The sequence below is a fragment of the Pseudomonas sp. LS-2 genome (assembly GCF_003605735.1).
Lineage (GTDB): Bacteria > Pseudomonadota > Gammaproteobacteria > Pseudomonadales > Pseudomonadaceae > Aquipseudomonas.
The window spans coordinates 55,903-81,417 of sequence record NZ_QXTJ01000026.1 but is presented as its reverse complement, the minus strand read 5'-3'; the positions used below and the strand labels follow the sequence as shown (position 1 = coordinate 81,417).

Genomic DNA, 25,515 nt, shown 5'->3' with positions numbered 1-25,515 from the left:
GGTAAGTGTCATGAATGATATTTCGCATCCCTCTGCAGAAAACACCTCACTGCTCGAACGTATCCGCATGGGGGAAATACTGGCGCGGGATTGCCCATCGCGGGAAATCCTCAACCACGTCTGTAGCCGCTGGGGCGTACTGGTCCTGGTGGTATTGCTCGACGGGACTCATCGCTTCAGCGAACTGCGGCGCAAGATCGGCGGCGTCAGCGAGAAGATGCTGTCGCAGACGCTGCAAAGCCTGGAGCAAGATGGCTTTCTGGACCGCAAGGCATTGCCGGTCGTGCCGCCCCACGTCGAATACAGCCTGACCTCGCTGGGTGAAGAGGTCGCCCGGCAGGTCGACGCCCTGACCACGTGGATCGAGCAAAACCTGCCGCGGATCATGGACGCGCGGCAGGTCAGGGCTCAGTTGCAGGACAGTTGATCAGGCGAACGTGGCGCCACGGGTGTTGACGAACAGCGAGTAGATCGAGTGACTGCTGGCCATGAACAGCCGGTTGCCTTCGCGCCCGCCAAAGCACAGGTTAGGGCAGCGTTCAGGCAGCGAGATATGCCCGATGGCCTTGCCTTGAGGGTTGAACACCCGCACGCCGTCGAGCTTTTCCAGGTCGGCTTTCGGATCGCCGTTGCCGCCCCAGCCACACCAGAGGTTGCCCGCTTCGTCGCACTTCATGCCGTCGATGGCGGCGTAATCCAGCCCTTCGATGTGCTTGCGGCGCGCACCCAGCGTGCCGTCCTCGTTGACGGCGATGGCCCATATCAGCCGGTTGGGGGTCGCACGGCCCTCGACCACGTACAGGGTTTTCTCGTCCGGCGAAAAGCACAGGCCGTTGGGACCCTTCAGGTCGTCGATCACCCGGGTGACCTTGCCACTCTGCCCATCGATCCGATACACGGCGTGCGGCTGGGTCGGGGTGATCTTGTGCCCCTCATAGTTGTTGCCGGTCTGAAACGGTGGATCGCTGAACCAGATCGAACCGTCGCGCTTGCAGACCACATCATTGGGCGAGTTGAAAGGTTTGCCTTCGAAGCTGTCCGCGAGCACGGTCTGGGTGCCGTTGGCCTCGGTGCGCGTGATGCGCCGACCTTCGCTGGTGGTGGTCGAGCCTTCACAGACGATCAGGCGGCCCTGCCGGTCGCGACACATGCCATTGGAGAAATTGGAGTGTTCCCGGTACACGGTGAAGGTGTCGGTGATTTCGTCCCAGCGCATGATCCGGTTGTTGGGAATGTCGCTGACCAGCAGGTATCGCCCGTCACCCACCCACACCGGACCTTCTGCCCAGCGCATGCCGGTGGCGAGCTTCTCGATGCCGGCGTTGAACACCCGCAGCTCGAGAAAGCTGTCGTCCAGAATGTGAATCAGCGGATCAGGATAACGCTGGCTCAGCGGCTCGACCGCATTGGCGAGGCGGGGCAGGGTGATGCTGCCAGCGGTTGCGAGGGCGGCCGAAACGGCCAGGGATTTCTTCAGAAAGTGTCTACGACCTTCATTGCCTGTCAGGTCAGAAAGCGTTGAATCCATTGAGCGATCTCCGTCGTGTTGTTTTTTTTACGGCGCGCTAGTAATACCTCGTGATAAGACATCGTACAAGTTAATGATGGGCAGGAATTCTCCGCAGCCCACTGCGCATGTCGCACTGCATCCTCTGCACGGGCCGTTGCGGTCAGCGCGCTTTGTATTTGCTTGCGGACTGGGTTAGCGTTCAGCCGGTCTGAATCCTTCCGGCGTTCCCCATGCTCGACACCTCGCATCAACAGGCTGTCCGCTTGCTGCCTTTCCAGCCTCCGTTCGACTGGCAACGCATGCTCAACTTCTTCGCTGCGCGGATGACCGCCGGGGTCGAAGCGGTGATCGACGGCGTGTACCTGCGCAATATCGAATTCAAGGGCAGCGTCGGCACGCTGTCGGTGGCTATGGCGCCGCAAGGGAATCATCTGATCGCCACGGTGCACGGCGAAGTGAGCCAGCATATCGACGATCTGGTCGAGCCGATTTCCCACATGTTCGACCTGTATGCGGCGCCGGATGAGATCGACCGCTGCCTGTCCAGCGACCCCTGGCTGGCGTCGCTGGTGCAGACGCGTCCGGGACTGCGGGTGCCGGGCTCGTTTTCGGGGTTCGAGCTGGTGGTGCGGACCATCGTCGGCCAGCAGGTGAGCGTGAAGGGCGCAACGACCATTGTCGGGCGTCTGGTGCAGCGCGCCGGGGTTCAGGTGCCAGAGAGCCCGAATGAACAACTGGCCTGGCGCTTCCCGACTCCCGATGCGCTGGCGCGGGTGGATCTGGACAAGATCGGCATGCCCGGCAAGCGCGTGGAAACCATCCAGCGCGTGGCGGCGGGGGTGGCCAGCGGAGAGATTTCGCTATCGGTCGGACATGGCGATGAGGTCGCCGAGCTGCGCCGCCAGTTGCTGGCGATGCCAGGCATCGGGCCGTGGACCGTGGAATACATCGCCATGCGTGCCTGGCGCGACCCGGACGCTTGGCCGGCTTCGGATCTGGTGCTGATGAACCTCATGACCCTGCAGGACCCGAACCTGACGCGCCTGGCGCTGCACAAGGCCAGGGCCGAGGCGTGGAAACCCTGGCGCGCCTACGCGGCCATGCACATCTGGAACTCGGCGGCGGATGTCGCCGGTAAAGCCAAAGGCGGTTGAGCACGAATTCGAGCGCAAGAACGGGATGGCGACGCCCGACAGGGCGGTTAAGATGGCCCCATCACGACCGGCCTCGATTGACGGTAAGGCCCGCTCGGCGTTCGACAAGGAACCCTCCAATGACTTTCGTCTATCGCTACATCGATTCCCCTGTCGGGCAGTTGAAGTTGATCGCCAGGGGGCCGTGCCTGGCGGCAATTCTCTGGGAAAACGACCGCCCCAATCGCGTGCTGCTCGGTGACATGAACCAGGATCAGGGCAGCGACATTCTCGATAGGGCGCAGCAGCAATTGGCCGAGTATTTTGCCGGGACCCGCCATCGTTTCGAGCTGGAGCTGGATTTTCACGGCACCGAATTCCAGAAGAAGGTCTGGCAGGCCTTGCTCACCATTCCCTTCGGCGAAACCCGCAGTTACCTCGAGATCGCCATTCAGATCGGCAACCCGGCTGCGGTGCGCGCAGTCGGCGCGGCCAATGGCAAGAATCCGATTTCCATCGTCGCTCCGTGTCATCGGGTGATCGGCAGCTCTGGCGCACTCACCGGGTTCGCCGGTGGTCTGGCGGCCAAGACGCTGCTGTTGACCCTGGAAGGCGGGATGCCGCAGCCCTCGAAAAAACGTCGCAATGATGCACCGTCGACTCAGGCTTCGCTGTTCTAGACTCACGCGTCCTGGTCGTACAACACACCTATTCAACGGAGATGAACATGCCTTCTTCTGCCCAAACGTTTCGTGATCTGCACCATCAATCCACCGTTCTGCGTCTGCCCAACGCGTGGGATGCGGGCAGNACCACCAGCGCCGGCGTGGCGTGGGCCCAGGGCTATGCCGATGGCCGGGTGTTTCCGATAGAGGTCGCCGTGAGTGTGGCGGCGAGCATCGCACGGGTGATCAAGGTGCCGCTGTCGATAGACATCGAGAACGGCTATTCGGATGAACCGTTAAGGGTTGCTGAGAACGTCAAGCGCGTGCTCGATGTCGGCGCGGTGGGCATCAATCTGGAGGATGGTTCGGATACGCCTGACCTGTTGGCGCGCAAGATCGAAGCGATCAAGGAAATGGCAGCGAAGAACAATCTGGATGTCTTCGTCAATGCCCGTGCCGACGTGTACCTGGCCGACCTGGTGGATGACGCCTCCAAGGTCGAAGAAACCTTGAAGCGCGGCCGGTTGTATCAACGTGCCGGTGCCGATGGTCTGTTCGTTCCGGCGGTGGTCGATGTCGAGGCGATCACGGCCATCGTCCAGGGCATCGATCTGCCGCTCAACGTACTGGCGCGGCCTGGGCTGCCCGCGGCCGATGAGCTGGCAAAACTGGGCGTCCATCGTCTGAGCGCCGGGTCTGCGGTGGCACAGACCTTGTGGGGGCATGCACAGGAACTGGCGCGCGGTTTCCTCGAAGAAGGTCGCTCGGAGCCGGTGACGCAGACCCGCATGACCTACCCGCAGATTCAGGCGTTGTTCGGGCATTGATGCCAAGGGCGACATCTTGTAGCAGTCCGGCTTGCCGGCGGTCGCGTTGCGTCAGTCGACATGGGTCAGTCGAACAGATGTGTGGCTGGGGCCCTGCGACCGTTGGCAAGCCGGACTGATAAAGGTCATTTCTCGCTTCCGGCAGAGTGCCCGCCCTGACGCTCGGCGACCGCTCGCAACGTCTTGAGCGTCACCATCGGCGCATCGATCACGAACCGGTTGGCCAGCCATGACGGAATGTCTCCGGCGGGTTCTGCCTGCAATTGATACGTCACTTCCGTCTCGCGCTCGCCCTTGGGCACCATCTGCCAGATCCCCTGCAACTGCTCGACGCGGATCACACCGGGCACAGGGGGCTGCATGTCATTCACCGCGCTCAGATGGCGCAGCACGCCGCCGTCATCGGTCAGTTCGGTCCGCACCTGTAACACCATGTCCCGCGTGTTGGCCGGCCATGGCAGGGCGGTAGTCAGGTAGACGAAGGTGCTGTCACCGTCGACTTTCAACAGGCGCATGTCGGCGCAGGCGTACAGCCATTTACAGGCGATGGTCAGGTTTTCCTGCAGATAGCTCAGGGTCTGCACGTCGGCCTTGATCAGCGCNGCCGTCTTCGTCTTTGGCGAGTTTCCACTCATCTGCGGCGGCCGAGGCGCAAAAAACAGGCAGCAGCAGGGCGCACAGGACGGGCAGTGTTTTCATGAGTGAAGCTCCTGGACTGCACGTGGGCAGGGCGCGGGTGTTCAGAGCATAGGTGAGATCAGAGGGGCGTTGTGCTCGAGCGTCGGGTTCCGGGACTTGAGTGCAGAGCGCCAAGCGCCCGCTACACGCCCAGGCTCGCCCGGGTCTGCTGGTACTGGATCATCGACTCTCATGAGGATCGCGGCGTGACTGGACAAATGGTTCTAGCCAGAATTATCCGAAAAGAGTACAAATGTGCTCCATGACGACTCTATCCCCCAAACGCGCTGCGATCCTTACGTTCATCCGTGATCGCATCGCCCAGAACGGCCAGCCGCCAAGCCTTGCGGAAATCTCTGCAGCCTTTGGATTCGCTTCGCGCAGCGTGGCGCGCAAGCACATCATGGCGCTCACCGAGGCCGGTTTCATTGAAGTCACCGCCAATCAGGCGCGGGGCATTCGGCTGGTGCAAACCCGCCCCCGCGCCGACATGCTCGAAATCCCCGTGCTAGGTCGCGTCGCCGCGGGCGCGCCAATCGGCCCGGACATCGACATTCACGACACCTTCACCCTGGACAGCCGCACCTTTGTGCGCGTCCCCGATTACCTGCTGCGGGTAAAGGGCGATTCAATGATCGAGGACGGCATCTTCGACGGCGATCTGGTGGGCATTCTGCAAAGTGCCGACGCCAGGGACGGGCAGATCGTCGTGGCCCGTCTCGATGGCGAAGTGACGATCAAGCGCCTGGAGCGCGGCAACGATGAGTTCCGCCTGCTGCCGCGCAACCCGGCCTATGCGCCGATTGTCGTACGTCCCGATCAGGACTTCGCCATCGAAGGCGTGTTCTGTGGTCTGGTAAGGCGGGAATGATGGGCGCGGTGGTCAGCCTCGACGCGCTGCTGGACGAGCGTCGGGTCTGGAAAGGACGTCCACAGGTTCAGCCGGTTGCCGCGCAACCCACCGGCCATGCCTTGCTCGACTCGGCCCTGCCCATCGGCGGCTGGCCACCGGCAGCCCTCACTGAAATCCTGATTCCCGCCCATGGCAGTGGCGAGTTGCGGCTGTTATGGCCGACGTTGGCGAGGCTGTCCGACAGCGGCGAACGCATCGTCCTGGTGGCCCCGCCATACGTGCCATACCCCCAGGCGTGGCAGGCGGCAGGTGTCGATCTGCGGCAGTTGTCGGTCATCCAGGCCAGCGAACGGGATGCCTTGTGGGCGGTGGAACAGTGCCTGCGCTCGGGCAGTTGCGGCGCGGTGCTGTGCTGGCCGAACAAGGTCGATGACCGCGCCTTGCGCCGTTTACAGGTCGCTGCCGAAACCGGCGAAACCCTGGCCTTCGCCTGTCGCGAGCAACAGGCCGCTGCCAACCCTTCGCCCGCCGCCTTGCGCATCGCCATCGACGTACGGCCCAGCCAGCTACGGGTGCTCAAGTGCCGGGGCGGGCTGGCGCCTTCCTCTGCGATTCCATTCACCACTGACGCCTGAGGTTTCCATGCTCTGGGCCTGTGTCCTGTTGCCACAACTGGCGCTGGACGGCGTCATGCGTCGTCGCGCCGACCCCACAGAACCGCTGGCGTTGATCAGCGGCACGGCCCAGCGTCGCGTGTTGCAAACCGTCAATGCCGCGGCCCGTGAACTGGGTTTACGCCCCGGTCAGTCGTTGACCGCTGCCCATGCCATGAGCCGTGACTTCGCCACCGTCGAATACGACCCTGCCGAAACCGAACGCTGGCATCGGTTGCTGGCGGCATGGGCCTATCGCTTCAGTTCTCAGGTCAGCCTTAGATACCCGCGAGTGCTGTTGATGGAAGTCGAATCCAGCTTTGGCCTGTTCGGGCCCTGGCCGGTGTTCGAAGCGCGTCTGCGCCAGGAGCTGACCGAGCTGGGTTTCACTCATCGCATCGTCGTGGCCCCCAATCCGGTGGCGGCACGCATGCTCGCCAATGCGCACGACGGGCTGGCAGTCAGTTGCAATGACAGTTTGTCAAACGTGCTGGAACAGATGCCGGTCAATCGCATTGGTTTGCCACCGGAGGTCTCGACCGCGTTCGCTCGCATGGGGCTCCATCGTCTGCATCAGGTGCTGGCCTTGCCTCGTGACACCTTGGCTCGACGCTTTCCGGCACCGGTGCTGCAACATCTGGACAGCCTGCTTGGGCGCCGGCCGGTGGCTCTGGAGTGTTACGTGCCGCCGGATCATTTCGACACCCGCATCGAACTCAATTTTGACGTCGAATCCCATCAGGCCCTGCTGTTCCCGCTCAAGCGCATGATCGCCGATCTGGCGTTGTTCCTCGGCGGACGGGACAGTGGGGTGCAGCGTTTCGTGATTCATCTGGAGCATGTCCCGGGCGTCGGCGGTGTGGCCCCGGACACCGTGATACCGGTAGGGCTGCTCAGCGCCGAGCGCGAAGCGAACATGCTCTTCGAACTGGCCCGTGGTCGTCTGGAGCAAGTGGTGGTGCCGTCACCGGTACGCGCCTTGCGTTTACAGGCGCGGGATCTGCCGGCGTTCGTACCGTCCCATCGCGAGCTGTTCGATGATCGGCCGCAGCAAAGCATGCCCTGGGAGCAATTGCGTGAGCGCTTGCGCGCGCGTTTGGGGGACGAGGCGGTCAACGGTCTGGGGTTTCGTGCGGACCACCGCCCGGAGTGCGCCTGGTTACCGACGAGTCCTGAGAAACCTGTCCTGATGATCCAGAAAGTGACACGGCCGGGCTGGTTGTTGCGCGAGCCCGAGCAACTGAACGAATCCAGCGTGCGGGTACTGGCCGGTCCCGAGCGCATTGAGTCCGGCTGGTGGGACGGCGGCGATATGCGCCGCGACTATTTCCTCATCGAAACCCGCAACGGCCAGCGGGGGTGGGCGTATCGCAGCGTCGGTGATGAAGGCAGCCTGTTGCTCCACGGCTGGTTCGCATGAGCTGCGATTATGCCGAGTTGCACTGCCTGTCCAACTTCAGCTTTCAGCGCGGTGCGTCCAGCGCCAAGGAGTTGTTCGAGCGGGCGAAACAGCATGGCTATCGGGCGTTGGCCATCACCGACGAATGCACCCTGGCGGGGGTCGTGCGCGCCTGGCAGGCGGCGAAGGAGTGCGGGCTGCCGTTGATCATCGGCAGCGAGATTTGTATCGAGAGCGGCCCGAAAGTGGTGCTGTTGGTGGAGAATCTGGCGGGTTATCAGGCCCTGTGCGGCTTGATCACTCAGGGCCGACGGCGCAGCAAGAAGGGTGAATACCGTTTATTGCGCGAAGACTTCCAGCATACGTTTTCGGGATTGCTGGCGTTGTGGGTGCCGGATCTGGACCAACGCGGCGAGGTGCTTGAGGAGCAGGGCCTCTGGCTGCGCGGGATTTTTCAACGCGATCTTTGGCTGAGCGTGCAGTTGCATTGCGGACCGGACGATCACAAGCGGCTGTCGTCCCTGTTGGCACTGGCGCGCTTGATCGACATTCCAGCCGTGGCCAGCGGTGATGTGCACATGCACGCCCGGGGCCGTCGCGCGTTGCAGGACACCATGACCGCCGTGCGTCATCACACCACCGTCGCCGAGGCCGGGCATCGGCTGTACCCTAATGGTGAGCGACATTTGCGTCCGCGAGCCGTGCTGGCCGAGCTGTATCCCGCGTCGTTATTGGCCGAAACCCTGAACATCGCACGGCGTTGCACCTTCTCGCTGGACCAGTTGCGCTACGAATACCCTCGCGAACTGGTCCCCGCCGAGTACACGCCCAGCAGTTGGTTGCGAAAACTTACCGAAGACGGCGCACGCTGGCGCTGGCCCAAGGGCGTACCGGACCTGGCGCGTGCCAACATCGAGAAAGAACTGAAGATCATCGCGACGATGAAGTACGAAAGTTACTTCCTCACCGTGCATGACATCGTTCGCTACGCCCGCGAGCAGAGCATTCTGTGTCAGGGCCGAGGCTCGGCGGCCAACTCGACCGTGTGTTTCGTGCTGGGCATCACCGAGCTTGACCCCTCGCAGACCAACCTGTTGTTCGAGCGTTTCATCTCCGAAGAGCGCAACGAGCCGCCGGACATCGACGTCGATTTCGAGCACGATCGCCGCGAAGAGGTCATTCAATATGTATTCCGGCGTTATGGCCGGGGCAGGGCAGCGCTGACCGCTGTCGCCAGCACCTATCACGGCGCCGGTGCGGTTCGTGATGTGGCGCGGGTGCTGGGGTTGCCGCCCGACCAGATCAACGCGCTGGCCGATTGCTTCAGCCGCTGGAGCGACAACCTGCCGCCTGCGGAACGTCTGCGTGAATGCGGCTTCGAACCCGACAGCCCGGTGCTGCGTCGGGTGCTGACGCTGACGGGCGAACTGATCGGCTTTCCCCGGCACCTGTCGCAACACCCCGGTGGTTTCGTGATTTCCGAGCACCCGCTGCAGACCCTGGTGCCGGTAGAAAACGCCGCCATGGCCGACCGCACCATCATCCAGTGGGACAAGGACGATCTGGATCTGGTGGGGCTGCTCAAGGTCGACATTCTGGCGTTGGGCATGTTGAGCGCGTTGCGCCGTACGTTCGATCTGGTCGAACTGCATCGGCACAGGCGCTGGACCATCGCGACACTGCCGGATGAAGACGAACCCACCTACGAGATGATCAGCCGCGCCGACACCGTTGGCGTGTTCCAGATCGAGTCGCGGGCGCAGATGTCGATGTTGCCGCGCCTTCAGCCCAGGACTTTTTATGATCTGGTGATTGAGGTCGCCATTGTTCGACCGGGCCCGATTCAGGGTGACATGGTGCATCCGTATCTGCGGCGCAGAAACAAGGAGGAGCCCGTCACCTATCCCTCCGAAGAGCTGAGGGCCGTGTTCGAGCGCACCCTGGGCGTGCCTCTGTTCCAGGAGCAGGTGATGCAACTGGCGATCGTCGCCGCCGGTTATTCGCCTGGCGAGGCCGACCAGTTGCGCCGCTCCATGGCCGCCTGGAAGCGCCATGGCGGGCTCGAACCCCATCGAATTCGTCTCAGCGAACGGATGAAGGAGAAGGGCTACCCGGATGAATTCATCACTCGCATTTTCGAGCAGATCAAGGGCTTCGGCAGTTACGGCTTTCCCGAATCCCATGCCGCCAGTTTCGCGCTGCTGACCTACGCCAGTTGCTGGCTGAAATGCCACGAACCGGCCGCGTTCACCTGCGCGCTGATCAACAGCTGGCCCATGGGTTTCTACAGCCCCGATCAGTTGCTGCAGGATGCCCGTCGTCATCACATCGAAATCCGCCCGGTGGACGTGCGATACAGCGACTGGGATTGCTCGTTGGAACCGGTTGAAAACCCTGAGTACACGCGCAATCTGGCGATCCGCATGGGCTTGCGCATGATCCGTGGCTTTCGTGAGGAAGATGCTCGACGCATTGAGGTGACGCGAAGTCAACGGGCTTTCAAGGACGTTACCGACCTGTGCGTTCGCGCGGATCTGGACAACCGCGCCCGGGCTTCACTGGCCGATTCCGGTGCCTTGCGCGGCTTGGCCGGGCATCGTCACCGCGCCCGGTGGGAGATTGCCGGAGTCGAGGTGCAACAGCCGTTGTTCGGCGATGATTGTTTCGGTGAAGAAGTGCAGGTGGCGTTGCCCTTGCCCAGCGTGGCGCAGGATCTGGTGGCCGATTACGACACCCTTGGCACCACGCTCGGGCCGCACCCGTTGGCCCTGCTGCGCAACAAACTGTCGGCAAAGCGCTTTCGCAGTTCAAAGGACTTGTTGACCGAGGAGCATGGGCGCAGTTTCAGTGTGTCGGGGCTGGTGGTGGGTCGGCAGCGGCCCGGCACGGCCAGTGGCGTGACCTTCGTCACCCTGGAAGACGAACACGGGATGATCAACGTGGTGGTCTGGCGCGACCTGGCCGAGCGTCAGCGCAAGGTGCTGGTGGGGTCGCAATTGATGCAGGTGTTCGGCAAGTTCGAATACCAGAAAGGCGTGCGCCATGTGATCGCCCAACGGCTGTTCGACTTGACCCCGCTGCTGACCGGGCTGGATGTGCGCAGTCGGGATTTCAAGTGAGTGATGTCCGTTAAAGCCCCCCTCCGATTCGATGACGCCACCGCCGGCAAGCCGTGCTGCTACGAGGCGACAGCCGATGTCCCCGACCGAAACCGCTGCCGGTACTCCACGGGGCTGATGGCCAGGCGTTTGACGAATACCCGGCGCAGGCTGTCGGCATTTTCGAAGCCGCACCGATGGGCGATTTCCTTCATCGATTGTTCGGTGGTTTCCAGGTAGCGGCGCACGGCGTCGATGCGGGCGTCGGCCAGAAAGGCCATTGGCGGGGAGCCGGTTTCCTTGGCGAACAGCCGGGAAAGGTTGCGCGGGCTCATGTGCACACGCTCGGCCAGGGACGCCAGGCTGTGGTTGAGGTGCAGATGAGCGAGCACGTAGTCCTGAATGGCCTCCACTTGCGAGTCGACCCCGCCCTGAACGTCCAGCAACGGGCTGAACTGCGATTGTCCGCCCGCACGTCGCAGGTAGACCACCAGGTATTTGGCGACATCGATGGCCATGCGCTTGCCGAAGTCTTCTTCGATCATCAACAAGGACAGATCAATCCCGGCGGTTACGCCTGCAGTGGTGTAGATCGTGCCGTCCTTGACGTGAATATGGTCCGGGTCGACATGGGCCGACGGAAACAGCTCGCTCAGGTGCGCGGCGTCCATCCAGTGGGTGGTCACCGATTTGCGCTCGATCAAGCCTGCCGCGCCAAAGGCAAACACGCCGTTGCAGATCGCGGCCAGCCGTCGGCAGCGCTTTTCCTGAACCTTGAGCCAGTCGCACAGGGTCGAGTCCGCATACACGTCGAATATGCCGAGCCCACCCGGCACGATGATGGTGTCGAAGTGCGGGCAGGGGTCGAAAATGGTGCGGTCCGGTATCACCGTCAGTCCACTGGACGACAGCAGCGGACTGCGCGTGGTGCCGACCGTTAGCATCTCGTATTCACACTCACCGTTGCTCAACACCTTGACTTGAGCGAAGGCGTCCTTGGGGCCGGCGATGTCCAGCAGTTGAAAGCCTGGGAACAGGACCATGCCCACGCTGATTTTGCGCATTGGGTTTCCTTATAGGTGTGAGCATTTACCAACGTTGCCATGGTCTCAGGGAGGTGCCGGATACGCCCTTTGCTCTGGGAGCGAATTCACCGATGCCCCGTAGCAGCACGGCCTGCCGGCGGTGGCGTCTTCAAGATCGAAACCGCCGGCAAACCGGACTGTTACTGGTTGAGTGAGCGTCGGTACATCTGCCCGTGACATCGCTCATGCAATAACCGCGCTATCTCACCAATGTTCGCGCACTCAGCTCATCGCGGACCGATTCCCGCCGCCAGAACCACCAGCCGCTCATAGTCCCCAGCGCCATCCAGAACACTGCATTGACCAGCAACGACGACACTCGAAACTGCGCCTGCAACGCATCCGTTGCCAGCGCGTGATGCTCCGCCGGTTGCGGTGCACCAATGACATGCGGTGCCACAATCAGCAAGACGGCCACGACACGCCATAGCCAATGCTTGCCGAAGACGATCAACGCAAGGCCCACAGCGGTCGCCAGCGCCGTCGCACCCCACCAGTCCTGACGCGAAGACAGGTCGGCAGCCACGGTCCCCGGCAATTCCGGGGGCAACCCCGCAGCGGGTGCCAGACAGAACGTCGCATAACCCGCAAGCCCCCACAACACGCCATGCCAGGGTTTAGCGGGTGTCTTCAGGTTGTACAGCGCGCTCAGCAACAGGGCAAAGCCGATGGCGACCACCAGATCACCGCCGAACGTGGACAGCGTGCGCTGCCAGCCGTCTTCAGGGGTCCATGCTTCTGCGTCATGCTCGTGTTCATGAGCGCCGGCAGCATGCTCATGAGTCTGCTCATGGGTGACTTGCGCGGTTTCATAGACTTCGGCCTGCAGAATCAACGGCGTGATCCACAGGCTCTGCATCAGCGTCAGCAACAAGGCGGCAATGGCCCCGGTGTAACAGGCCGTGGTGAGGATGCGTTTGAACATGCTCGGGCGCTCCGAAAAAGATCAGTCAATGGCAAGGGAAACCCGCACTGTGGCGGGTGTCGTGGGCGGCGTTATGCACCAGTTCCAGATGCGAAAAACCGGCGAAATACACCAGCGACATGCCCATCAGTATCGAGCCGAAGGTCACCAGCAGACGGTTGCCACGGCTGCGGCTGGAGGCGTGTGTGAGTACGGTGCTGCTCATGCGATATTCCTCAACTCAGGATTGTTGTCGTTCAGATCGGTGTCGGGTTTCAAGGCACTCAAGCGTGCTTGCAGCTCGTCTATGTCCAGTAGCGAATGCTCCTCCAGGACCTTGATCAGGGCTTCCAGATAGCGCTCGTAGTAATCCCACGGCGGCTGGTTGTCACAGGGCAGCTGTTCCCAGATCGAGATCGAGCCGATCAGGTTCTGGCGAAAGGCTTCCCATTCGAAATGACCGGCCTTGGACAGCGCCAGTGCCAGGCCGTACAGGCTGCGTTGCCAGTCTTGAGTGAAGTGCAGGCGCCCCTGGGCACGCGGTGGCGAGTCTTTGTGGCCGAGCTGGCTGTTGGCGGCGAACTCTTCGAATCGGGTAAACATGGCGAGGCTCCTCAGGCAGCGGGCAACTGGACCAGCGCCACGCCCATCATCGATTCCGGAGTGACCAGGGCCGCCAGTTGCTCTTCGCTCAAGTGCTCTGAGTTGACTGGTCGTTCGGGCACCACGAACCAGCGAATTTGCGCGCTGCTGTCCCAGACCTCGACCTTGGTGTCGTTGCCGATCGGCACCCCGAATTCACGCAGTACGGCACGCGGCTCACGAACACCGCGAGCACGAAACACCGGATCCTTGTACCAATACGGCGGTAGCCCGAGGATGGGCCACGGGTAGCACGAACACAGGGTGCAGATGATCAGGTTGTGAACGCCGGGGCCGTTGGCGACCGCCAGCATGTGTTCGCCCTCGGCGCCGTCCATGCCCTGAGCCAGATTCAGCTCAGCGATGGCCTTGGGCGTATCGGCCAGTAAACGCGCCTTGTACGCGGGATCGACCCAGGCGCGGGCGACGATTTTCGCGCCGTTGAAAGGCCCGGCCACGGTCTCGAAGTGGGCCAGTACAGTGTCCACCGAATCGCTGCCGATCACGCCTTTTTCGATCAACAAGGCTTCCAGCGCGCGCACCTTGGCGGCGCTTTCGGCTTCCCGTTGTTTTTCGTAGTCGAAGAGTTGGCTCATGGAAAAGCTCCGTTGCAATAGAGGTTCGTCAATCGTTGATGGGGATCAGAGCGGCGCTTGCAGATAAGCCTCGAACAGGTCCGCGTAGAGGGTGGTGTTGGGCTCGCTTTTCTCCTCGCCCCAGATGTCCATGGCATCGAAGGCCACGCGATAAACCGGCATTGCCTCGCCAATCCCGTCCGCGCCCGTATTGACGAAATAGGCAAAGGCGCCCGGATACACCTCCACGACTTTCCCCGGCTTGTTGCGCAGGTAGCCGGGCAGGCGGGTGTGGTCCACGGCGACCGGATTGGCCACGGTGATCACATCACCTTCGCGGAACAGGGCCGCGCCCGGGTAAGGCCGCAAGCCGGAATCGCCTTCGTTGAGGTAACGCACGATCTGTTCGCGGATCGGTGCACTGGGCATGTCGGGCAGCGGTGCGTCGGGCGCCTTGCGGTAGAATTCGGCCCGGCTTTTGAGCTCCTCACCGCTGATGTAGCCCTGATCGACAAAGAAACCGGAAATGCCGCCCAACCACTTTTCGTAGTAGCGAAACTTGAAGTATTCGAACGGCTGCATGGCTTCGGCACCGGTGCGCAGCGAGGCCCAGGTCCAGTCGCTTTTGAACGCCGTGGGCAGCGTGTTCATCGGGTACTTGGGCAGGGCGTCGATCAGGTGTGCGCTCTCGGCCATCATCGTGGTGTGAATGCCGAAGATGCGCTTCTCCCATTCCTGAACGAAGACCTGTTTCTCGAAGTCCACCGGGCCAAGGTTTTCCAGGCCACCGAGGTAGTGTTGTAGTTTCATCAAGCGCTCCAGTGTGTGGGAAAGGGTTCAGGCCAGTTGTGCGCGCGGCTTGCTGGTCAGTGCATCGCCCAGGCGTTCGGAGACGTAGCCGAACACGGCGCCGGTGATCAGCGCGGTGGCGGCGATTAGCGCCGGGTTTTCAAGGCCTGGCGTGGTCATTGGCTTGCCGCCGACCGCGGTGGTGCCCACTGTGGAGGCAAAGCCCCAGACGATTGCCGGCAGGATGCTCAGCAGCGGCACTTTCGAGGCCTGAACCATCAGTGCGCTGCCGGCGCCGACCAACAGGGCGATGAAGAACGGCGCCTCGCTGACGGTGGCGATGCCCAGCAGCACCAGCGAGCTGATCACCAGACCCGTGAGGTTCGAGGCCACGCTGCGTACGAAACCGGCGTTGCCCCCGCCGACGACGAAGAACGAGGCCCATGCAATGAACGTGACCCAGACAGGGACCGGTAGCACCGTGGCGGTCAGGTAGGTGTCCAGCACGGCGAGCAGGCCGATGCTGACGGTGTAGGCTTCTTGCTTTTTCATGGAGTCATTTCCTGTCTGTTGGTTGAGAGGCGTTGTGTTGGCGGTGGCGCGGGCAGGTCAGAAAGCTCAAGCCGCGTGCAGACAGTCGAGAAAGCCCTGGCGCAGCTGTTCGCTGTCCAGGTCGCGACCGATGAACACGAAGCGGTTGTCACGGGTTTCGTGGTCTTCCCAGCGGCGGCCGGGCACGGCCTCCAGCAACATATGCACGCTGTGGAAGTGGAAGCGGCGAGCCTCGCTGGAGAAATTCAGCAGGCCCTTCATGCGCATCAGGCGTTGACCCTGATCGTTGACCAACTGGTTGATCCAGCGGTTGAAACGCTCGGGGTCCAGCGCGCCGGAGGTGACAACCGAGCAGGATGAAATCGAAGCGTCGTGTTCATGATCGTGGCCCTCGTCTTCGAGAATGTCCGGCTCGATCATCAGCAGGTTCGGCAGGGAGAAACGCCTGGTGCCGAGCAGGGCATCCACCGGGACGCGGGAATGGGCGGTGTGCAGCACGCTGGCCGTGCGATTGACCAGGCGCACCTGATTGCCAATGTTCGCCAGCGCCTGCTGACTGACCAGATCGGTCTTGTTGAGAATCAGGGTGTCGGCGAAGGCGATCTGCTCGCGGACGATTTCGTCGCTCAACTGACCGTTCAGGTGCAGCGCGTCGACCACCGTTATCACCGATTCGAGTTCGACCCGGCTGCGCAGATCCGGGTCGGCGAGGAACGTCTGCAACACCGGCGCCGGGTCGGCCAGCCCCGAAGTTTCGATGATCAGACGGTCCAGTCGATGACCCGCCAGCTCGAGCATCTCCTTCACGCTGGCGACCAGATCGGCGCGCACCGTGCAGCACACGCAGCCGTTGTTGATCTCGATCAGCGCCTCTTGCTCGGAAACGATCAACTGGCCATCGATGCCGACCTCGCCGAACTCGTTGACCACCACGCCAATCCGGTACTCCCGGTTCTGGCTCAGCAGGTGATTGACCAGTGTGGTCTTGCCTGCGCCGAGAAACCCGGAAATGACCGTTACGGGAATTTTGCCGATCGCCATGATGTTCGCCCCTTGTCGCTGTTGTCTGCGCTGCCAGGTGGAGCAGCTTCAGAGCGATAGGTGCGATTTCCAGTCCGCTTTGCAGGCCATGTCCGGGGTGGACATGCTGTTGTCACGTTTGGTCAGGTTATGTGGCTGCAATGGTGTGAATGGTGAGAAATGGACAGGAAGAGGGCGGCGTTGCCGTTTTGGAACGAACCGACAATGCGCGAATGCGGCACCGTTTTGATGCGTGATGACCGAATAACCCATCACCATCCGGTCTGCTCATACCAACGTATCTGACACAACTCTCCCCTGTAGCTGTCCGGCTCGCCGGCGGTGGCGGTCCCAGTGTCGCCACCGCCGGCAAGCCGTGCTGCTAAAAGGGGGGGATTCAACGCGGCCCCGTCATACCTCGACCTCCACTGCACGCCCGGTCTTGATCGATTCCAGCGCGCAGTTCGCCAGGTGCAACGCTTTCAGGCCATCGCGCGCATTGGTCGGCAGTGGCTCGCCCGCGCGCACGGCATCGAGGAACTGGTTCAGTTCGTTGCGGTACGAATCGGCATAGCGTTCGAGGAAGAAGTTCAGCAGCGGTTCGCGCACTTCGGTCTGGCTGGCGCTGTAGCTGCGTACGGTGCTCGGGCGGTGGTTGTCGTTGAGGAGCATGCCTTTGGACCCGAACACTTCCAGGCGCTGGTCATAGCCATAGACCGCTTCACGGCAGCAGTTGATGTGGCATTGCTTGCCGGAGGCGGTGCGCAGCAGGACCATCACGCTGTCCCAATCGTCCAGTTGCGCGAGCGCAGGTTCCACCAGGCGACTGGCGATGGCGAACACCTCGACCGGCTCTTCGCCCAGCAGCGTGCGCGCCGTATCGAAATCGTGAATGGTCATGTCGCGAAAGATGCCACCGGAGTGCTTGAGGTTGTCCAGCGAGGCCAGCCCCGGATCGCGGCTGGTGATCACCACCTGACGCACGTCGCCGATGCTGCCCTCGGCAATCGCCTTGCGCATTTGCAGGGTGTCCGGGTCGAACCGGCGGTTGAAGCCGAGCATGACTTTGCCATTCAGGCGCTCGACATCAGCCACCGCTTGCGCGGCCTTGGCGAAGTCCAGGTCGATGGGTTTCTCGCAGAGCACCGGTTTGCCCAGTTTCACGGCGCGCAGCATATAGTCGATGTGAGTATCGGTGTGCGTGCCGATCACCACCGCGTCCACGTCATCCCGGGCAATCGCCTCGGCGCAGTCATAGGCCGCCGCGCAACCCAGTTTTGCGGCCAGTGTGTCGACACCTTCGCGCCATGGGTCGGCGATGACCGACAGTTGCACATCAGGGTTGGCCGCGACGTTGGCGGCATGAATGTTGGCGATGCGGCCTGCGCCGAGGACTGCGATGCGTAGCATGGGTGGATCTCCTTGGATTGTTGTTGTGGGTAGATCGGTTGATGCATGTCTGTTTTCTGGATGAAAAGGGCGTCAATGGGCCAGGTTGAACGGCGTGACGATCTGCACCTGTGAAGCGGGTATCGGATCGACCTTCCACAGCCGGTGAAACTGCAGGATGTGCAGGAACGCGTGGCGGGCATCGACCTGCAGGTTGTGGTCGATGATCGCTGCGATTTTTTCTTCGGCCAGTAGCTGGCGGTTTTCCTGGTCCAGGTCGTGGCCGATGAACACCGCAAGCGTTCTGTCGAGCGCGGCAAAGGCATCGACGATGGCGCGGTTGCCGCCGCCAACGCTGTAGATGGCCTTGATCGACGGGTTGTCCTGCAACGCCTGAGTCACCCGTTCGAGGGTCGGCTCATAGACGCCGAAGCCTCCTGTGATGTCGACGACGCGCAGATGCGGCGCACGGCTGCGCAGCCAGGTGCGAAAGCCCATCTCGCGCTCTTCCTCGCCACGGAACAGGTCGCTGCTGATGACGACGGCGACGTCTTGTGCGTTCTTGTCGAGCCAACTGGACATCAGGTAGGCGGCGGTCTGCCCGGCGGTGCGGTTGTCCATGCCGATGTAGCCGATGCGCTCGCTCTGAGGCAGGTCGGACACCAGCGTCACCACCGGAACGCCGGCCGCCGTCACTCGATTCACCGCTTCGTTGATCTGCGGCTCGTCTGCCGCTTTGAGGATGACACCCTGACTGCCTTTGCCCGCGCAGCGCAGGATGAGGTCGTGCATCTGCTGGGTGTCGATCTCTTGGTACAGGTGAAAACGCGGAAACACACGAAAGGGCGCCAGACTGCCGAGTTGCGCGTGAATGGCTTCCTGCACTGCATCGCTGAAGCGTTTGGGCGTGTGCAGGATGATGTCGATGTGGAAGGTGCGGCCCACGGCAGGCCCGGATTTCTCCTGGGCCTCGAGTTCCTCGAGGGCTTGCTGAATGCGTCGGTTGGTCTGGTAGTGCACGCTGCCGCGCTCGTGCAGGACGCGGTCGACCGTGGCTTTGCTGACGCCGGCCTGGGCGGCGATCTGCTTGATGGAAAAACGTCTGGCGCGGTCAAGCATGGGAATCCCCTGAGCCTCTATTGAGGTCTTGTTGAGGTCGATTCGGGCCTGTGTGAGGTGTTCGCAATGCTAGTCTCAGTTCCAATCGTTGTACAGATGGAAATTAAATTCTATCTACACGGCGAGCATCCGCAGCCAAAAACAACAACAGCAGGAGACAGGCATGTCAGCATTGGATCTTTCTACCTCGTTCACCGGTCGTTATTTCGTCGTCACCGGCAGCACCCAGGGCCTGGGCGCTGCCGTGGCACATACCCTTGCGCAGCGGGGGGCGGCGGGTCTGATCATCTGCGGACGCAGTCGCGACAAGGGGGAACAGCAGGTGCGGCAACTGGCCGAACTGGACTGCCAGGCTTTCTTCGTCGAGGCGGACATGGAAAACGTCGACGACTGCCGTCGCGTCGTCGCCGCCGCCAAGGAACACTTCGGGACTGTACACGGTTTGGTCAACTGCGCCGGAATGTCGGATCGCGGCAGCATCCTCGACACCTCACCGGCGTTGTTCGACCGCATCTTCGCGGTCAACGTCAGAGCGCCGTTTTTCCTCATGCAGGAATGCATCAAGCTGATGATCGCCAACGATGTCGAAGGCTCGATCGTCAGCATTCTCAGCGTATCCGGCCATGGCGGGCAGTCGTTTCTCTCGGCCTACGCGGCGTCCAAGGGCGCGCTGGCGATCCTCACCAAGAACGTTGCGTTCAGTACTTTGCGCAATCGCATTCGCGTCAACGGCCTGAACATCGGCTGGATGGACACCCCCCACGAAGACCAGATCCAGCGCCAGTACCATGGCGCCGATGACGGCTGGCTGCCCCGCGCCGAAGCGCAGGCACCGTTCGGCCGTTTGCTCAAGCCCCAGGAAGTGGCCAACAGCGTCGCTTATCTGCTCTCCGATCAGTCGGGCATGACCACCGGCTCCGTGATCGACATGGAGCAGGGCATCATGGGCTGTGGTGACAGTTCGACACCGCGTCCCGATGCGCCGCTGACCCTGGACGGGGTGAAAGGAGCAGGGTTGTGAGCCTGTTCGCGACTTCTCGGGACATCGACGTTCAAGCCTTCGCAGCGTTGTGCGACCAACCGGTGAACCTTGCGCACTACCCCCTCGCCCAGGAGGTGGTCAGCCGGGTGCTGATCTATGACGCCGACACGTTGAGCACTGCCGCACGACAAGACCGGCAAGGGATGCTCAGCGAGCTGCACCATCTGTTCCGCGATGGCCCCGGGGTCATGGTGGTGCGCAGTGCATTCCCCGATCATGCCGTGGTCGACCGCCAGAGCGAGGTGTTCCGCCAGATCATCGCCGTCGAAGCCGAGAGCGGCGTGCGAGCGGATCATTTCGCCAAGGCGGGGGCCAATCAACGCATCTGGAACTCCCTGCAAAAGGCCGCCGAGCATTCGCCCGACTCGTTCATCGAGTACTACGCCAACCCGTTGCTCGGGCTGATTGCCGAGGCGTGGCTGGGGCCGTATTTCCAGGCCACGGCGCAGGTCAACGTGGTGACACCGGGCGGTCAGGCGCAGCAACCCCATCGCGACTATCACCTGGGCTTTCAGAGCGACGAGGTGGCCGCACGTTTCCCCTTGCCGATGCATCGGCTGTCGCAGCACCTGACGTTGCAAGGGGCCGTCGCCCACACTGACATGCCGTTGGAAACCGGACCGACCCTGTTGCTGCCGTTCTCTCAACATTACGAACTGGGCTATCTGGCGTGGCGTGATCAGGGCTTCATCGACTACTTCACGCGCCACGCGATTCAGTTGCCGTTGAACAAGGGGGATCTGCTGTTCTTCAATCCGGCGCTGTTTCATGCCGCAGGGACCAACCGCACGACCGATCAGTTTCGCATGGCCAACCTGCTGCAGATTTCCTCGGCGTTCGGCAAGCCCATGGAAACCGTCAACCGCGAGAAGATGATGCTGGCGCTCTACCCTTTGATGCTCAAGCAGCTGGAGCAGGGCGAACTGGACGAGGAGGGCATGCAGGCGGTGATTGCCATGAGTGCCGATGGCTATTCGTTCCCGACCAACCTGGACACCGATCCGCCGCTGCACGGCATGGCGCCACAGACCGGGCAACAGTTGATGGAACTGGCGCTGGGTGAACGTTGGGAGGTGGGGCGGTTCGCCGAGGCGGTGGAGGTGATGCGGGCCAAGCGGTTGGCGTAGCACGGTTGCTTTTGCCGAAGGCGTGGGAGGTTGTCGGGGTGGCGCTCCGGCTTGCCGACGATCTGGCGCGAAGCGGCAACAAACCCCTGTAGAAGCGGTTTGCCTGATAAGCCGCGTTAGCCGAGTTGCCGCGCTCTGTAGCAGCACGGCTTGCCGGCGGTGGCGTTCTTGAAATCGCTACCGCCGGCGAACGGAACGCCGCCCGGCCGGACTGCTACAGGTGAGATTGTTGTGTCAGATACGTCGGTATGAGCCGGTTTGACGACTGCTGCGCAGCCGATCGCCGACAAGTCGGGCTCCCACGGCCTGCGGCCAGAATCAAGAGCTAGGATCCAGGACTCAGGAGCCATAATCGGACGCCCGCTAGATATTCTCCGGCGTCACGATCTGCAACGGCACCAGCACCCGGTGTCGTTGCGGATCGATGGCGTGTGCCTTGGGCAGTTGCACCATCAGTTCGATCAGCTCCTTGGCGATCAGCCGCGGTTGTGAGTCGATCACCAGAGTGACCAGCCCCTTGCGCATGGCCTGGCGCGATTCCACCGTGGGCTCCTGGAGAATCACGCACATCGGTGGGCGCTGCGGCGTGGCGGCCAGCGCGTTGATCACGCCCTCGACGCCACCGCCGGCGACATAGATGCCGCGAAGGTCTTGATGCCTCGCCAGCAAATCCAGCGTCGCCTCTTCAGTGATTGCGCCGTTGTCCAGGGTGATGATCGGCGGCAGTACCCGAAACTGCGGGGCCTTTTCTTCGAAGAAACTGCGCACCCCCGCTTCCCGTTGTTCATGCCCGAGAAAGCGGTGCCCGCCGAGCATCACCGCGACGCTGCCGCCGGCCGGATGCGAACCATGAGCGATCAGCCAGGCGGCCGTGCGCCCGACTTCATGATTGTCCGTTCCGACATACGCCCCCGGGTGCAGCGTCGGCAATTCGGTCAGAAGCGACACCACGTGCACCCCGCGCTGACGCACTTGCTCGATGGCCTCGATGATCGCCGGGTGCTCGAAACTGACCAGCGCAATGCAGTCGCAGGGCTCGGCCATTTGATGAATCTGGCGGGCAATGGCCTGGGGCGAGCGATCGTGAATCAAGTCGACATGACAGACGATGTTTGCCGCCCGCGCATCCCGCGCCTGCTCGACGATGGCGTCGCTCAAGGTCTTGTAGAACGTCTGCGAAGTGCCCAGCAACAGGAAGCCGAAGTGGTAGGCGGGTTTCTTTTCGTTGATGCGTTGCGAGATCAGGCGGGCGGCGAAATAGCCTACCGCTTCAGCGGCTTCGTGGACCTTCTCGGCGGTCTGCGGATTGACCGGCGCGCGCGCGTTGAGCACGCGGTCGACGGTGGCGACGCTCAGGTTGGCATGCTGCGCAACGGTCGCGATGGTCGGGCGTTTTTTATTATTCATGGAGCCTTGGCCGATGGGAATCGCCAGCGCTGTGATAGAAAACCATCAAGCGCAATCAGGGCTGGATGATAGCTTGAGAGAGAATACTTTCAAGCGCTTGTGGCAGGCATGGGCATCTCTATAGTTGGAGTCAGCGAAGTGACTAAACGGCGCGGTATTCAACCTTCGGAGAACAATAACAATGTCCCAGATACCTTTCGATCCTGGACGTGGAAAAGATTACAGCCTGACCGGTGAACAGGCCCGGTTGGCCGAAGAGGCCGGGCTCGTATCGGCGGTCTGGTACCAGTGCCCGGTGCCGCGCAAACGCATGAAGGAACTGATGCAACGCAGCGATGGCCGGGCCATTCGCGACACCGCCCTGTGGCTGGGCGCCATGGTCCTCAGCGGCCTGGGCGGCTATGTGCTTTGGGGCAGTGCGGCCTGCGTGCCGTTCTTTCTGGTCTACGGATTGTTGTACGGCACCGCCGCCAACTCGCGCTGGCATGAAACCGGCCACGGCACGGCGTTCAAGACGCGCAGGATGAACGACGTGGTTTACCAGCTCGCGTGCTTCATGGTCATGTACGAACCGCAGGTCTGGCGCTGGAGCCATGCCCGTCATCACACCGACACCATCATCGTCGGCCGTGATCCTGAAATCGTCGAGCCACGGCCACCGCGCCTGAACATGATCGTCCTCAAATTTTTCTCGCTGCCCCACGTCTACAACAGCTTCAAATCGCTGTTCCTGCACGGGTCGGGGCAGATGAGCGCCGAAGAGAAAATCTTCGTTCCCGAATCCGAATGGCCCAAGGTCTACCGCACTGCGCGGATCTGGCTGGCACTTCATGGTCTGGTGATCGCCTCGGCGCTGTACCTCAATTCCTGGCTGCCGCTGATGTATGTGCTGCTGCCGACGATGTATGGCGGCTGGCTGAGTTATGTGTTCGGCCTGACCCAACATGTAGGCCTGGCAGAAGACGAGCTGGACCATCGCAAGAACTGCCGCACGATTTATATGAATCCGGTATTTCGGTTCTTTTATTCGGACATGAATTACCACCTGGAACATCACATGTTTCCGATGGTGCCTTATCACGCGCTGGCGAAACTTCACGAAGAAATAAAGGACGATTGCCCGCCGCCGTACAAGAGCCTTGTCGAGGCATACCGGGAAATCATTCCGACCTTGCTCAGGCAGCGCAAAGATCCGTCGTTCTATATCAAACGCCCGATCAAGGAAGCGGCTCCCGAATCTGCTCAGACCGCTGACCATCAGGAGTCGGCGTTCAGCTGAAACACCCCACCCAACCAGAACAAGAGAGCACTGCCATGAGCAATCAATGGGTAGCGGTTTGTCACGTCGACGAAATCGATGAAGAGGACGTCATTCGCTTCGATCATCAACAGAAAACCTATGCGGTCTATCGCTCGCAGAACAGCGAATACTTCGCCACCGACGGGCTCTGCACCCACGAAAAGATCCACCTGGCGGACGGACTGGTGATGGATTTCGTCATCGAGTGCCCCAAGCACAACGGGCGTTTCGATTACCGAAATGGCAAGGCACTGAACGCACCGGCGTGCATCAATCTCAAGACCTATCCAGTCAAGGTCGAAGGCGGCATGGTCCTGCTGGACACCCAGGGAAGCGGCGTATGAGCCAGCACGAGGCAATGGTGATCGTTGGCGCCGGACACGCCGGAGGGCGTGCCGCGTTGACCTTGCGCGAGTCGGGTTTCACGGGGCCCATCGTGCTGGTCGGCGAGGAGTCGCATCTGCCCTACGAACGCCCGCCGCTGTCCAAGGCGTTGCTCAAGGGCGAGTCGTCCCTGGAGGAGTGCAGCCTGTTCAGCGAGGCGAGTTTCATGGCCTCAGGGATCGAACATCGCAGCGGCGTTCGCGTGATCGGCATTGATGCCGAGCGCCATCAAGTGGCTCTGGACAGCGGCGTGACGCTGGGTTACCGCCGGTTGCTGCTGGCCATGGGCGGCACGTCCCGCAGTCTGGATTTTAGCGGACGGCGCTTCAGCAATGTGCATCATCTGCGCACGTTCGATGAGGCGATCGCACTGCAGCAACGCCTCAAGCCCGGCACCCGTTTGCTGGTGGTGGGCGGCGGGTTCATCGGCCTGGAAGTCGCGTCCACTGCGCGGGATCGCGGCTGCGAAGTGACGGTGCTGGAAGCCGGCCCGCGGCTGGCGGCAAGAGCGTTGCCCGAGCGCCTGTCCGACGCACTGCTGACCCTGCATCGACGCAAGGGCGTGGCGATTCACCTTGGCGCGCAGATCGACGGGATCCAGGGCGAGGGGCGGGTGGACTCGGTGCGCCTGCTCAGCGGTGAGCGCGTGATGTGCGATGAGCTGCTGGTCGGCATCGGCATGCAGCCCAATCTCGAACTGGCGCAAGAGGCGGGTCTGGCAACCGGCAGCGGGATCAGGGTCGACCGCTTTCTGCAAACCAGCGCGCCGGATATCTACGCCGCTGGGGATGTGTGCGAATTCCAGCGCGCCGACGGTGAATTTCATCGGCAGGAAACCTGGCGCAACGCCGAGGCGCAGGGGCGTCTGGCGGCGCTGAACATGCTCGGTCAGCAGCAGGCGTTCAGCGCGGTGCCGGGCTTCTGGTCCGATCACTACGAGTTCGGTTTGCAGACGGTCGGGACCCTGGCGCCCAACGCGTACGTGATCGAACGGGAACTGGCCGACGCAGGCTTTCTGCTGTTGTACCTCGATTCGGCCGCACGTCTGCAAGGCGCCAGTGGCTGGGGTATCGGCAACAGCATCGCCAAGGACATCAAGTTGTGTGAGCGGTTGATCGAGAGTCAGGTGGTCTTGCCGTGGGACTCGCTGGCGGACGTCAGCGTGTCACTCAAGAGCCTGCTGCGAGGTGCTCATGCCTGAGGCCCAGACTTCCCTTGGCACGCCTTGTGCTGTCCTGAATAAAAGCGGGTTGTTGAACCGTGTGCGGAGTACTCTGCCTCGACGATTCCGAACACCAGGCGCTGGAATTGCTGATCCACACCCGCCCGAACTCGCCTCTGTAGCAGCATGGCTTGCCAGCGGC

At 62.1% G+C, this 25,515-nt stretch carries 25 protein-coding genes and 3 pseudogenes; 14 read left to right on the top strand and 14 right to left on the bottom strand.

From position 1 onward, the window contains the following. Window positions 1-10: 10 nt before the first annotated feature. On the top strand, window positions 11-427 hold the full coding sequence (locus D3M70_RS15270) for a helix-turn-helix domain-containing protein (RefSeq protein ID WP_120126569.1): 417 nt from the start codon (window positions 11-13) through the stop codon (window positions 425-427). On the opposite strand, the gene D3M70_RS15265 is transcribed toward D3M70_RS15270, so the two are convergent. After that, window positions 428-1,528 (bottom strand): SMP-30/gluconolactonase/LRE family protein, encoded by a 1,101-nt coding sequence (locus D3M70_RS15265; RefSeq protein ID WP_120126568.1) that lies wholly within the window; start codon window positions 1,526-1,528, stop codon window positions 428-430. It lies immediately after the preceding gene. Between the two features lie 212 nt (window positions 1,529-1,740). Here D3M70_RS15265 and D3M70_RS15260 point away from each other — a divergent pair, with 212 nt between their 5' ends. The 4 genes and pseudogenes from D3M70_RS15260 to D3M70_RS15250 form a co-directional block, all read left to right on the top strand. Then, on the top strand, window positions 1,741-2,664 hold the full coding sequence (locus tag D3M70_RS15260; protein ID WP_120126567.1) for a DNA-3-methyladenine glycosylase: 924 nt from the start codon (window positions 1,741-1,743) through the stop codon (window positions 2,662-2,664). 119 nt (window positions 2,665-2,783) lie between these two features. Further along, entirely contained in the window at window positions 2,784-3,323 is a 540-nt protein-coding gene (locus D3M70_RS15255) for a methylated-DNA--[protein]-cysteine S-methyltransferase (RefSeq protein WP_120126566.1), read from the top strand. 41 nt (window positions 3,324-3,364) lie between these two features. Next, window positions 3,365-3,453 (top strand): annotated as a pseudogene (locus D3M70_RS34220) (hypothetical protein); the annotation flags it as partial. 1 nt (window position 3,454) lies between these two features. Then, on the top strand, window positions 3,455-4,135 hold a 681-nt coding region (locus D3M70_RS15250), incomplete at its 5' end, for an isocitrate lyase/phosphoenolpyruvate mutase family protein (RefSeq protein WP_256659858.1). Window positions 4,136-4,260: 125 nt separating this feature from the next. Here D3M70_RS15250 and D3M70_RS15245 read toward each other — a convergent pair. Then, window positions 4,261-4,737, bottom strand: a pseudogene (locus D3M70_RS15245) (START domain-containing protein); the annotation flags it as partial. 1 nt (window position 4,738) lies between these two features. Continuing rightward, window positions 4,739-4,834: pseudogene (locus D3M70_RS34215) on the bottom strand (hypothetical protein); the annotation flags it as partial. Between the two features lie 232 nt (window positions 4,835-5,066). Here D3M70_RS34215 and lexA point away from each other — a divergent pair. The 4 genes from lexA to D3M70_RS15225 are packed head-to-tail and all read left to right on the top strand — an operon-like array spanning window position 5,067 to window position 10,837. Then, window positions 5,067-5,684, top strand: coding sequence for a transcriptional repressor LexA (gene lexA, locus D3M70_RS15240; protein ID WP_120126564.1), 618 nt, complete (start codon window positions 5,067-5,069; stop codon window positions 5,682-5,684). Next, window positions 5,684-6,301, top strand: coding sequence for a translesion DNA synthesis-associated protein ImuA (gene imuA / locus D3M70_RS15235; protein WP_120126563.1), 618 nt, complete (start codon window positions 5,684-5,686; stop codon window positions 6,299-6,301). The genes lexA and imuA overlap by 1 nt, the downstream gene beginning before the upstream one ends. 7 nt (window positions 6,302-6,308) lie before the next feature. Next, window positions 6,309-7,739: a DNA polymerase Y family protein gene (locus D3M70_RS15230; protein WP_120126562.1), complete on the top strand. Its 1,431-nt coding sequence runs from the start codon at window positions 6,309-6,311 to the stop codon at window positions 7,737-7,739. Beyond that, window positions 7,736-10,837: an error-prone DNA polymerase gene (locus D3M70_RS15225; RefSeq protein ID WP_120126561.1), complete on the top strand. Its 3,102-nt coding sequence runs from the start codon at window positions 7,736-7,738 to the stop codon at window positions 10,835-10,837. Before D3M70_RS15230 ends, D3M70_RS15225 begins: the two co-directional genes overlap by 4 nt. A 59-nt stretch (window positions 10,838-10,896) precedes the next feature. Here the strand turns inward: D3M70_RS15225 and D3M70_RS15220 are convergent, their stop codons facing one another. From D3M70_RS15220 to D3M70_RS15170, 10 genes are all read right to left on the bottom strand, one after another. Continuing rightward, window positions 10,897-11,880 carry a GlxA family transcriptional regulator gene (locus D3M70_RS15220; protein WP_120126560.1) on the bottom strand — a complete coding sequence of 328 codons (984 nt, stop codon included), beginning with the start codon at window positions 11,878-11,880 and terminating at the stop codon, window positions 10,897-10,899. Window positions 11,881-12,100: 220 nt separating this feature from the next. Beyond that, the gene (locus D3M70_RS15215; protein ID WP_120126559.1) at window positions 12,101-12,826 is read right to left on the bottom strand and encodes a CbtA family protein; all 726 of its coding nucleotides are present in this window, start codon (window positions 12,824-12,826) and stop codon (window positions 12,101-12,103) included. Window positions 12,827-12,851: 25 nt separating this feature from the next. Continuing rightward, entirely contained in the window at window positions 12,852-13,031 is a 180-nt protein-coding gene (locus D3M70_RS15210; RefSeq protein ID WP_120126558.1) for a CbtB domain-containing protein, read from the bottom strand. Beyond that, entirely contained in the window at window positions 13,028-13,408 is a 381-nt protein-coding gene (locus D3M70_RS15205; protein WP_120126557.1) for a nitrile hydratase accessory protein, read from the bottom strand. The genes D3M70_RS15210 and D3M70_RS15205 overlap by 4 nt, the downstream gene beginning before the upstream one ends. Window positions 13,409-13,419: 11 nt before the next feature. Beyond that, window positions 13,420-14,043: a nitrile hydratase subunit alpha gene (nthA, locus tag D3M70_RS15200; protein ID WP_120126556.1), complete on the bottom strand. Its 624-nt coding sequence runs from the start codon at window positions 14,041-14,043 to the stop codon at window positions 13,420-13,422. Window positions 14,044-14,088: 45 nt separating this feature from the next. After that, on the bottom strand, window positions 14,089-14,832 hold the full coding sequence (nthB, locus tag D3M70_RS15195) for a nitrile hydratase subunit beta (protein ID WP_120126555.1): 744 nt from the start codon (window positions 14,830-14,832) through the stop codon (window positions 14,089-14,091). 27 nt (window positions 14,833-14,859) lie between these two features. Then, complete coding sequence (locus tag D3M70_RS15190) at window positions 14,860-15,363, bottom strand: DUF1097 domain-containing protein (RefSeq protein WP_120126554.1); 504 nt, start codon at window positions 15,361-15,363, stop codon at window positions 14,860-14,862. A 66-nt stretch (window positions 15,364-15,429) separates the two neighbouring features. Continuing rightward, a complete protein-coding gene (locus D3M70_RS15185; protein WP_120126553.1) occupies window positions 15,430-16,404 on the bottom strand; it encodes a GTP-binding protein in 975 nt (324 codons plus the stop codon). Window positions 16,405-16,794: 390 nt separating this feature from the next. Further along, the gene (iolG, locus tag D3M70_RS15175) at window positions 16,795-17,793 is read right to left on the bottom strand and encodes an inositol 2-dehydrogenase (protein WP_120126551.1); all 999 of its coding nucleotides are present in this window, start codon (window positions 17,791-17,793) and stop codon (window positions 16,795-16,797) included. A gap of 72 nt (window positions 17,794-17,865) precedes the next feature. Next, the gene (locus tag D3M70_RS15170) at window positions 17,866-18,891 is read right to left on the bottom strand and encodes a LacI family DNA-binding transcriptional regulator (protein WP_120126550.1); all 1,026 of its coding nucleotides are present in this window, start codon (window positions 18,889-18,891) and stop codon (window positions 17,866-17,868) included. Between the two features lie 163 nt (window positions 18,892-19,054). Between D3M70_RS15170 and D3M70_RS15165 the strand changes: the two genes are divergently transcribed. Continuing rightward, window positions 19,055-19,912: an SDR family oxidoreductase gene (locus tag D3M70_RS15165; protein WP_120126549.1), complete on the top strand. Its 858-nt coding sequence runs from the start codon at window positions 19,055-19,057 to the stop codon at window positions 19,910-19,912. Beyond that, the gene (locus D3M70_RS15160) at window positions 19,909-21,060 is read left to right on the top strand and encodes a phytanoyl-CoA dioxygenase family protein (RefSeq protein WP_120126548.1); all 1,152 of its coding nucleotides are present in this window, start codon (window positions 19,909-19,911) and stop codon (window positions 21,058-21,060) included. The genes D3M70_RS15165 and D3M70_RS15160 overlap by 4 nt, the downstream gene beginning before the upstream one ends. A gap of 363 nt (window positions 21,061-21,423) precedes the next feature. Here D3M70_RS15160 and D3M70_RS15155 read toward each other — a convergent pair whose 3' ends face one another. Beyond that, the gene (locus D3M70_RS15155; protein ID WP_120126547.1) at window positions 21,424-22,467 is read right to left on the bottom strand and encodes a LacI family DNA-binding transcriptional regulator; all 1,044 of its coding nucleotides are present in this window, start codon (window positions 22,465-22,467) and stop codon (window positions 21,424-21,426) included. 181 nt (window positions 22,468-22,648) lie between these two features. On the opposite strand from D3M70_RS15155, the gene D3M70_RS15150 reads away from it, so the two are divergent. The 3 genes from D3M70_RS15150 to D3M70_RS15140 are packed head-to-tail and all read left to right on the top strand — an operon-like array spanning window position 22,649 to window position 25,352. Next, window positions 22,649-23,746, top strand: coding sequence for a fatty acid desaturase family protein (locus tag D3M70_RS15150; protein ID WP_120126546.1), 1,098 nt, complete (start codon window positions 22,649-22,651; stop codon window positions 23,744-23,746). 35 nt (window positions 23,747-23,781) lie between these two features. Further along, a complete protein-coding gene (locus D3M70_RS15145; RefSeq protein ID WP_120126545.1) occupies window positions 23,782-24,111 on the top strand; it encodes a MocE family 2Fe-2S type ferredoxin in 330 nt (109 codons plus the stop codon). Next, complete coding sequence (locus D3M70_RS15140) at window positions 24,108-25,352, top strand: NAD(P)/FAD-dependent oxidoreductase (protein ID WP_120126544.1); 1,245 nt, start codon at window positions 24,108-24,110, stop codon at window positions 25,350-25,352. Before D3M70_RS15145 ends, D3M70_RS15140 begins: the two co-directional genes overlap by 4 nt. Window positions 25,353-25,515 lie beyond the last annotated feature (163 nt).